At 39.9% G+C, this 9,132-nt stretch carries 10 protein-coding genes and 3 pseudogenes; 7 read left to right on the top strand and 6 right to left on the bottom strand.

Going from position 1 to position 9,132, the window contains the following annotated elements; genetic code table 11:
* Nucleotides 1-383: 383 nt before the first annotated feature.
* Nucleotides 384-971, bottom strand: coding sequence for a site-specific integrase (locus tag EKM96_RS10345; protein ID WP_086231969.1), 588 nt, complete (start codon nt 969-971; stop codon nt 384-386).
* Between the two features lie 103 nt (nt 972-1,074).
* Here EKM96_RS10345 and EKM96_RS10340 point away from each other — a divergent pair, with 103 nt between their 5' ends.
* Nucleotides 1,075-1,353 carry a plasmid mobilization protein gene (locus tag EKM96_RS10340; protein ID WP_003625288.1) on the top strand — a complete coding sequence of 93 codons (279 nt, stop codon included), beginning with the start codon at nt 1,075-1,077 and terminating at the stop codon, nt 1,351-1,353.
* The gene (locus EKM96_RS10335; protein ID WP_005917927.1) at nt 1,343-1,645 is read left to right on the top strand and encodes a type II toxin-antitoxin system YafQ family toxin; all 303 of its coding nucleotides are present in this window, start codon (nt 1,343-1,345) and stop codon (nt 1,643-1,645) included. Before EKM96_RS10340 ends, EKM96_RS10335 begins: the two co-directional genes overlap by 11 nt.
* Nucleotides 1,646-2,221: 576 nt before the next feature.
* Here the strand turns inward: EKM96_RS10335 and arsC are convergent.
* The 5 genes from arsC to EKM96_RS10310 are packed head-to-tail and all read right to left on the bottom strand — an operon-like array spanning nt 2,222 to nt 6,476.
* Nucleotides 2,222-2,638 carry an arsenate reductase (thioredoxin) gene (gene arsC / locus EKM96_RS10330; RefSeq protein ID WP_004563097.1) on the bottom strand — a complete coding sequence of 139 codons (417 nt, stop codon included), beginning with the start codon at nt 2,636-2,638 and terminating at the stop codon, nt 2,222-2,224.
* Between the two features lie 22 nt (nt 2,639-2,660).
* Entirely contained in the window at nt 2,661-2,996 is a 336-nt protein-coding gene (arsD, locus tag EKM96_RS10325; RefSeq protein ID WP_025013532.1) for an arsenite efflux transporter metallochaperone ArsD, read from the bottom strand.
* A 36-nt stretch (nt 2,997-3,032) separates the two neighbouring features.
* A complete protein-coding gene (locus EKM96_RS10320; RefSeq protein ID WP_125643336.1) occupies nt 3,033-4,328 on the bottom strand; it encodes an arsenic transporter in 1,296 nt (431 codons plus the stop codon).
* Nucleotides 4,329-4,370: 42 nt separating this feature from the next.
* The gene (gene arsA / locus EKM96_RS10315) at nt 4,371-6,101 is read right to left on the bottom strand and encodes an arsenical pump-driving ATPase (RefSeq protein ID WP_164511026.1); all 1,731 of its coding nucleotides are present in this window, start codon (nt 6,099-6,101) and stop codon (nt 4,371-4,373) included.
* Between the two features lie 51 nt (nt 6,102-6,152).
* Nucleotides 6,153-6,476, bottom strand: coding sequence for an ArsR/SmtB family transcription factor (locus EKM96_RS10310; protein ID WP_003582114.1), 324 nt, complete (start codon nt 6,474-6,476; stop codon nt 6,153-6,155).
* Between the two features lie 72 nt (nt 6,477-6,548).
* Here EKM96_RS10310 and EKM96_RS10305 point away from each other — a divergent pair.
* The 5 genes and pseudogenes from EKM96_RS10305 to EKM96_RS10285 form a co-directional block, all read left to right on the top strand.
* A pseudogene (locus EKM96_RS10305) lies at nt 6,549-6,656 on the top strand (ArsB/NhaD family transporter); the annotation flags it as partial.
* Nucleotides 6,657-6,711: 55 nt separating this feature from the next.
* Nucleotides 6,712-7,053: pseudogene (locus EKM96_RS10300) on the top strand (Tn3 family transposase); the annotation flags it as partial.
* 264 nt (nt 7,054-7,317) lie between these two features.
* A complete protein-coding gene (locus tag EKM96_RS10295) occupies nt 7,318-7,785 on the top strand; it encodes a Dps family protein (protein WP_003587210.1) in 468 nt (155 codons plus the stop codon).
* Nucleotides 7,786-8,031: 246 nt separating this feature from the next.
* Nucleotides 8,032-8,775, top strand: coding sequence for an ABC transporter ATP-binding protein (locus tag EKM96_RS10290; protein ID WP_003581836.1), 744 nt, complete (start codon nt 8,032-8,034; stop codon nt 8,773-8,775).
* Nucleotides 8,753-9,055 (top strand): annotated as a pseudogene (locus EKM96_RS10285) (ABC transporter permease); the annotation flags it as partial. The gene EKM96_RS10290 and the pseudogene EKM96_RS10285, both read left to right, overlap by 23 nt.
* Nucleotides 9,056-9,132: the final 77 nt, after the last annotated feature.

Raw genomic sequence — 9,132 nt, 5'->3', positions numbered from 1 at the left:
AAATTAGCATAATCTAAATTGGCTTGACTGATGATTTGTTTACCTAGCCGTTGTTCAATCTTATTTTTTTCGTCCTTAATTTTTTGATTAAGGGCTTTTAATTTAGCTTCTTGTTTTTCTAAGTTACTTTGAGACATAACGATCCCTCCAATCATATTAGAAATAATCACCGAAACTATATCATATAGGAAACGTTAAGTCAAAGTATAAAATTTGAAATAGCGAAGCGGAAGGCATACACTAAAAGTAAATTCAGGAGAATCAGCAGACCGAGTGAAACGAGGTCAATGCGCACTTACACATAGAATTTATTCTATGTTGTGCTAGACCCATTAAAAACCTGTATCAGAAGTCGCCGTTGGCGACAACAAAATCAAACTAATTTACCCAAAATCAATTTGATCTAACATACTTTCGGTACTGGCTTGATCTAAGCCTAAATAAGCTAAAGTCATCGCCTCACTGGAATGATTTAGCAAATTCATGACTAAGCCAATATTGTAATTTGATTGCGTGTAGACCCGATAAGCCCCGGTTTTGCGCATCGTATGGGTCCCTAGATAATTAATTCCTAACAGATCGCCAGCCTTGCTCATGATTTTGTAGAACTGTTTTTCCGTGATATGGCGTTCTGGGTGTTGAATTGAAGGAAAGAGCCATTCAGAATCCAGCTGATGACCAAGCAGCCATTGACGGTACAATAAAAGCTCTGTTTGAACTGGTTTAAGGTACAAGGTATTCGGTTTACCCGTTTTTCGGTCGTGAATGAATGCATTTTGTTTAATAGAACCGTCCGGATTAAAAATATCGGCCTGTTTTAAGCGCATGACATCACTGACTCGCAGCAGTGTCGCTTTGCCAACTTGAAAAACTGTATAGTTACGCCGGCCAGCTTTAAAGTTGTTGAGTAAGGTATCTTGCACCTCTTTGAGAACGTTTGAATCTTTGATGGGTAAGACAACTTGTTGCATAAGCTGTTAGTTCCTTTACTTTAAAATTAATTTAGTTGCAGAAAACCTAAAAATCGAATATTATGATGTAGTACGATGGTAAACTTAAAGGAGGCGGATTAGAATGAGTAATACTATTATTAAAAACAAGACAATTTCAACTCGTGTAACACCTGACATTAGTGAACGGGCTAAAGCTAATCTAGCAAAACAAGGGCTAACCGTTTCTGAGTATATACGCTTATCGTTAGTTAAAGCGGCCAATAATGAAGTTCGATTAGTCAGCTTTTTAGATTCTCCGGAAGCCTTAGCCGCTAAAAAAGAAGCAGAAACAGGGCAGGTCAAAAATATTGGTTCATTGACTGACTTTGAAGATTGGATCGATAAGTTAGATGCAAATTAAACAGACCAAATCTTTTGAACGTGAATTAAAAAAACTAGTCAAGAAACATTTCCCAATAACTGTCTTGAAGCCTTGTTTAGAAGCAATTGTTGAACAAGATGTACTTGTTTTGAAACAGATTAAAGATCATGCATTAAAAGGAAATTGGCGTGGCTATCGTGAATTTCACCCTGCCAGATATGGAAACTATGGTAAAAATTATGACAACTGGATTGTTATTTATCAGCTAGATCATGATGAATTGATTTTGTTATTGGTTGCAACTGGCTCCCATGAAATCTTGAATCAATAGCTATAGTTTAGGGGCACTTATAAAAAAATAAATTAAAATAGCCCCCAATATCTACATTATAGATATTGGGGGTTATTTTAACAACGTTTTTGAGGAGTTATTTGTTAATTATAGACCCTATATATTCATAGCCCCTTTCTGTTTGGTGTTAAAGTATTAGTCATCGATGTCATGCACTATCTTGTTTAGCTCCGTTTTGATGGAACTGGAAATATTTTCTAAATTGAAATGATTATATATTTCTTTATCCTTAAGCATCCTTTTTTGTGCCTTATTTAATTTACACTCATTGTTACCCACTACCCATTCATCCTTTTTACGTATAAAGGGGTTTTGCGCCCTTTCCTTTAACGCGTTTTGAACATCTTCATAAGGTAAATAAAATTCAATTGTAGATTAATTTTACAATCTACCATATAACGTCTCCATCTTTTCAAAACGACTTAATTGGGGTTAATGGAACATCCATACGAAAAGTAGCGGTAGGAAGCCGAACACTCAGAATGTTTGTTATCTGAATATACGGTTTTCTACCGCTATTTTAAAATTCGTATTGGTTACGGACCTACTGATTCCTCAGAGGTTACCGACTTTTGCTAAGTCAATAATCTGCTGCTCAATTTGATCTCTGACCTTCCGAAAAACTACTATTCTATCCTGTTCGGATCCAGCTGCTAAAGCCGGGTCTGGAAGTGGCCAATGCTTTTTCTTGACCGTTGGTGGGGTGACTGGACAGCGATCACGAGCGTCTCCACATAAGGTGACAACTAGGTCACTGTGAAGCAAATAATCGGGATCAATTAACTTTGATGTTTGCTGGGAAATATCTATTCCTTTTTCAGCCATAACTTTAACAGCCAATGGATTCAAGCCATGCACCTCGACTCCCGCACTGGCAACGCGCCAATCATTGCCTAAAATTTTTTTAGCGAATCCTTCAGCCATTTGACTTCGACAAGCATTTCCAGTACATAGAAAATAAATTTGTGTCATCACTAATCCTCCATCTAAACTATTAGTGAACCAAAGCAGCTACTAAATCCATGTCTAAGTAACTGCTAAACTCGTTAATGGTTGGGTATTCACCGGTTTTTACCAACTGACCATCCACTAACGTAATTGGTAAAGCATTTATGCCCTGACGTTTTAGTTCTTGGGCAACAATCGGATTTCGAACAAAGGCATCGGGGTTCTGGGCTAAATTACGACGAATGAACATGGCCTGCCCCTGTGCATTCACACTGACATACCGCTGAATGGCCGTTGTTTGAATCAATTCTTTATCAACGCTGGGACCACAAACACCGGTTGAACAACACATTGCTGGTTCAAAAAGCTCTATTTTTTTCATTCTATTCATCTCCAAAGTAATTGTGATTTATATTTTCTAACCAAAAATCGATAATGATAACCAGAGGCCACATAGGGTAATAAACAACACTGGGATCGTGGTTACAATTCCAATTTTAAAATAAGTCCCCCATTTAATTTTAACTCCCTTTTGAGCTAACACATGTAGCCAGACTAATGTAGCCAAAGAGCCAATTGGGGTAATCTTAGGTCCCAAATCTGAGCCGATTATGTTTGCGTACACTAACGTATGATGGATGAGCCCTGAAACGTCAGCGCCTTTGATTGATAGTGCATTAATCATGACGGTCGGCATGTTATTCATTAATGACGATAAAAGTGCTGCTAAGTAGCCCATGCCCATTGTGGCAGCAAACCGACCACCTTTTGCGATTTCGGTAATGACACCTGATAATAATGTTGTTAGACCAACGTTCTGAAGGCCGTAGACTACGACATACATACCGATTGAGAAAAAGACAATGTTCCAAGGAGCTCCTTTAATCGCTGCCATCGCATTAACATGGGAACTTCTTTGACCAACTATCAGAAAAATAGCCGCAATACTCAGTGCGATAAAGGAGACGGGGATTCCTAAGAAACCGCTACTAAAGTAACCAATCAATAGGAGGATTAAGACGACCCATGAAAACTTGAAAAGTCGCTGATCTTTTAGTGCAGAACTGGGTTCCGCAACCTGAGTGGCATCAAATTTTCGTGGCAATGCTTTTCGAAAGTAAAGATACAGGATACCAATACTACCTAACAGCGAAAATAGATCAGGAATCCACATTCTTAACGCATACGCTGAAAAGGAAATTCCAAAAAAGTCTGCAGAGACAATATTTACCAAGTTACTAACAATCATTGGTAAAGAAGTGGTATCGGCAATAAAGCCACTGGCAATAATAAAAGGGAAAACTTGCTTTTCATCAAAGTGTAAGGCACGAACCATTGCTAAAACAATGGGGGTAAGAATCAGAGCAGCCCCATCATTAGCAAAAAGGGCAGCAACGACGGCGCCTAAGGTGGTCACCAAAATAAACATGCGAATACCGTGACCATTTGCCCAGTGAGCCATGTGTAAGGCGGCCCATTCAAAAAATCCGATTTGATCTAAAATGAGTGAAATCAGAATAATAGCCACGAAAGATAAGGTGGCATTCCAGACAATTCCGGTAACTGTTCCAACATCTTTAAAACTCACCACGCCAAACAATAATGCTAAAATTGCACCACCAACGGCTGTCCATCCAATTGATAATCCTCTAGGTTGCCAGATAACGAATAATAATGTGAGTAAGAAAATTCCAACGGCAAAAAAGACTTGCATGATACCTCCTAAACTGATTAATTATTTTTTTCCTTTAATTAATTAAACCGTTAAAAGCGTTTTTTCGTAATTTGGTTGCCATTGCATAACAGCAAAATGATTATTCGAAAGCTCTTTTACCTGATCAATCCATTTAACTTCGCTTTGCACTCGAGCCAGCAAACATGGATCAGTGGTTTGAGTTGCCAACATACTTTGGTTGACCACCCACCAAGTATGAGTTAGACTGGCTCGCTTCAAATCGTCATCTAACCGCATTGATTCATAAACCGGCGTGGCTTCTGGTAGCGTTACCATAACAATTTCAGTTTGCTTAGGATCTTGTAGTCTTGGTAACAGATTAACGACTGCTTGTGGGACGCTGCCGGAGGTATGGGCAACTTCTTGAGCATAGCTTTGGGTCGAGTTTAACAGTAAGAGTGTATGACCAGTCGGAGCCGTATCAACCACAACGACGTCACTATCATTTTGGGCGACTAACTCAGCAAAAGCTCGGAAGACAGCAATTTCTTGAGTACATGGTGAACGCAAATCTTCAGCGACATAATCAACATCATTAGACTTCATGGTCTTTTTAGCAGTAGTGAGAACTTCGTTTTGATATTCTTTTAAAGACTTTTTCTCATCAATATGGCTCACCTTGATCAGCGGACTTGTGATTTTGAAGTATTTCAAATGATCAGCTGGGTCAGTGGTAGCCAAGTGCACGGTTTTGTGTTGAGCAGCTATCTTTTGGGCAATTTGAACGGCAACGGTTGTTTTACCAACGCCACCTTTGCCCATGGTGAAGATAATTTTTTTATTTGACTGCACTAAATTCTTCACGACAACATCCAGATCAGGAAAGTGACTAGCAGTAACCGGTTCCTCAGTGATTTGCGGCTGCTGGTCTTTCAATAGTAGTCGTAAATTAGCTAATCCCAATACGTTGTATGCTCGCAATGGGATTGCTAACTTGGGTAGCTGGTCTAAAGTGACTGGCATATTCTGCAAATCAGCTTGCTGTTGTTTAAAAATAGTCTGAGAAACTGCGTCGGTTGGCTGATTTAAGATACCGTTAATGATTAGTTGCTGGTTCTTAATGTTTAAGGCTGCCAACTCATGTGAAGCGCGTTGTGCCTCCAGAAGGGCGCCTTTTTGTGGTCGGGTAACTAAAAACAAAGTCGTCGCTTGAGGATTGCCTAAAGTTTCAACCGCTTTTTGATACATAGCTTTCTTATCATTTAAGCCAGCTAGTTGTCCGAGACAGGATGCACCACGATCATTCTTATCCAGGTAATTACTCCAAGCAGAAGGCAATTGCAGCATTCTTAAGGTATGGCCGGTCGGCGCGGTATCAAAAATAATATAGTCAAATTGCTGATTAATCTTGGAACTAGTTAGAAAGTTGGCAAATTCATTAAATGCAGCAATTTCAACCGTACACGAACCTGATAATTGTTCAGCCATATTCTGAATGGCTTCTTTGGGCAACACGCCTCGATAAGGTTGAATAACCTGCTCGCGATACTCGTTCGCAGCAATGACCGGATCAAAGTTGGCAGCAAACAAACCGGAAATGTTTGGAATCGGCTTTGGCTGATTGGTTAAACTAACTTTAAAAACGTCCTGCAAGTTACTAGCTGGATCAGTGGAAACGATCATAACTCGGTGACCAGCATCAGCTAAGCTAATTGCAGTGGCACTGGCAACCGTGGTTTTGCCAACCCCACCCTTGCCGGTAAAAAATAGGTACTTGGTTAAATTAATCTCTTGTGGCGAATACTTTTCCATCATTTTTCAGCTCCTTACATAGACACGCCTCTATGTATTGCTTAAAAAAACTTAATTGGCAACATCTTTTTCACAATCAGACCGTTGGCAAAGGCAGTGCTCATCAGCGGCTAACAGTTGGTCGGTATTCTGTTTAAACTCTTGGACAAACCTTTTTTGTAGGGAATAGTGTTGCCATTTCCCATCCTTTACCGCAAACACAATACCTGCATTTTGCAAAACCTTCATATGATGAGACAAAGTGGGTTGAGAAAAATCAAAATGCTGGAGGATATCACAAGCACAAAGTGATCCACATGAAAGCAGATCAATGATTTTTAGGCGGTTCGGGTCAGCCATTGCTTTTAGCATTTGAACGTAATTTTGATAATCCATTTTTTCTCCTTCCATTACATAGACGATCATCTATGTATAGTATAAGAGCTACTCCAATGGCTTGTCAACTTTGTTAAAACTAAATGGGGGACTTATTTTAAAATTGGAATTGTAACCACGATCCCAGTGTTGTTTATTACCCTATGTGGCCTCTGGTTATCATTATCGATTTTTGGTTAGAAAATATAAATCACAATTACTTTGGAGATGAATAGAATGAAAAAAATAGAGCTTTTTGGAACAGCTAAATAAAGGTGAAGCTCGGCACGCGCTTTGTCGAAACATCTTTTATGGTCGGAAAGGGAAGCTTTATCAAACGTATTTTGATGGTATGGAAGAACAACTAAACGCTCTCAGTTTAGTCACGAATGCCATTATTTATTGGAATACCGTTTACCTGGAAAAGATTGTGACGCAGATGCAATCAGAAGGGTTTGATTGTTCTGACGACATGATCGGCAAATTATCGCCACTGATGTTTGAACACATTAACTTTGTCGGTAAGTACACGTTCCAATATAATGAAGCGTTAGAAAATGGTCATTTAAGACCATTGGATGAAGCAGACGAAAAATAAGATTGTTCGGTTTTTAAAGTCTACCGCTACTTTTCGTACGAATGTTCCAGAGCTCTTTTTAAATAAAGCCAATATAAAAAATCATAAACGCTGTTAAATCAACGTTTCTGATTTTTTGTTCGGGATCCTACCGCTACTTTTCGTATGGATGTTCCATTGACCCCTAATTCTACGGGCTATAAATAACTTAATTTGCCAGTGTATAACGTTTCAGATTAAGCTACCACTAAGTTATAATAACCATATCGAAAGGAGATCAATCTAATGAAATATACGAAAACCAAAGCAGTATTAAATCAACTCGTTGCCGATTTGAGCCAGATGTCAATGATTATCCATCAGACGCATTGGTACATGCGTGGACCCAACTTTTTGAAGTTGCACCCCTTGATGGATGAGTTCATGGAAGAAATTGACAGCCAACTCGATGTCATTTCTGAACGGCTGATTGCGCTTGATGGCAGTCCTTACTCGACCTTAAAAGAAATGGCCGAAAACACTAAGATTCAAGACTGGCCTGGTGAATGGGACAAAACAACCCCAGAACGCCTCGCACACTTAGTTGATGGCTATCGTTACTTGGAAGACCTTTACCAACACGGCATTGAAGTATCCGATGTTGAAAAAGACTTCAGTACCCAAGATATTTTCATTGGTCTCAAAACCGCAATTGAGAAGAAAATCTGGATGATTCAGGCAGAGCTTGGGTCGGCGCCGGAAATTGATGAATAAAATAATATTAAAAAATCGGTAGGCTTAAACATTGCTAACGCTTATATCAGTGCTGCTATTTAATTGAAATGCGACATCCCAACAACGGGGTGGCGCATTTTTGTTTGCAATGCGGTGACAAATAGGCCGGAAACAAAATAAGTGAGTGATAACTCATTTTAATGTTGACAAACCGAGATGTACTGATTATACTAAGGCCATTAAGTGAGTGAGTATACACTCGTTTTGAGAAAGAGGGTTATTAAAATGGCAACGGATTATGTCATCGCCAAGCAGGTCAGCAAGCACTTTGGTCATCAGCAAGTGCTCAATCAGATTGATTTGACACTGCCGGCTGGAATGATTTATGGCTTGATTGGGCCATCAGGAGCTGGGAAGACCACCTTGATCAAGAGTATTTTAGGGATGGAAGCTGTGGATAGTGGCACTGTTAAAGTCATGGATACGGTGATGCCCAATAGGGCGGTAATGGCACAAGTAGGGTATATGGCCCAAAGTGACGCTTTGTATGAGACACTAACGGCCCGTGAAAACCTGACCTTGTTTGGGCAATTGATGAGCGTTCCAAAAATAAAGTTAGCACAAATGATTGATTATGCAGCCGGATTAGTTGATTTAACGTCCCAATTAGACAAGCGGGTCAGTGGCTATTCGGGTGGGATGAAACGGCGCTTGTCGTTGGCAATTGCCCTGATTCAGGATCCCCAATTATTGATTTTAGATGAACCGACCGTTGGGATTGATCCAGAATTACGGCAACAAATTTGGACCGAACTAAATAAGCTCAAGGATACCGGTAAGTCGATGCTCGTGACAACGCATGTCATGGACGAAGCAGAACGGTGTGATTATCTCATGTTGATTCGGCACGGGATTGCGCTTGCTGAGGGGACACCCGCGGCACTGAAACAACAGTATGCAGTAGATACGATCGAACAGGTCTTTTTGAAAGCGGGGCGGATGCAAGATGCGAACGATGGCAATCGTTAGACGAGTTTTTAAGCAAATGTTACGTGATAAGCGTACCTTGGCGCTGATGTTTTTGGCACCATTGCTGATTATGACGCTGATGTATTTCTTATTTCAAAACAACACGACGCAATTAGCAAGCTTGGGTGTTCATCATGTAGACCAATCCGTGGTTAACGTGATCGATACCAAAAACGTGACGATTCATCATTATGATAGTTCACAGGCACGGAAAATGATTAAGCAGCATGATCTAGATGGCTATTTGACTCAGAAAAATGGTCAATTGACGATTACTTATGGCAGATTGCAAGAAATAACTTGAACAAATTTAGTAACGCAGATCACGCAAAAAGATCTCAATCGGTGTTCGCCAAT

This window comes from Levilactobacillus tangyuanensis (genome assembly GCF_003946545.1).
GTDB lineage: Bacteria > Bacillota > Bacilli > Lactobacillales > Lactobacillaceae > Levilactobacillus > Levilactobacillus tangyuanensis.
Note: the sequence above shows the minus strand (reverse complement) of the source record. Positions and strands in the feature narration are given on the sequence as shown.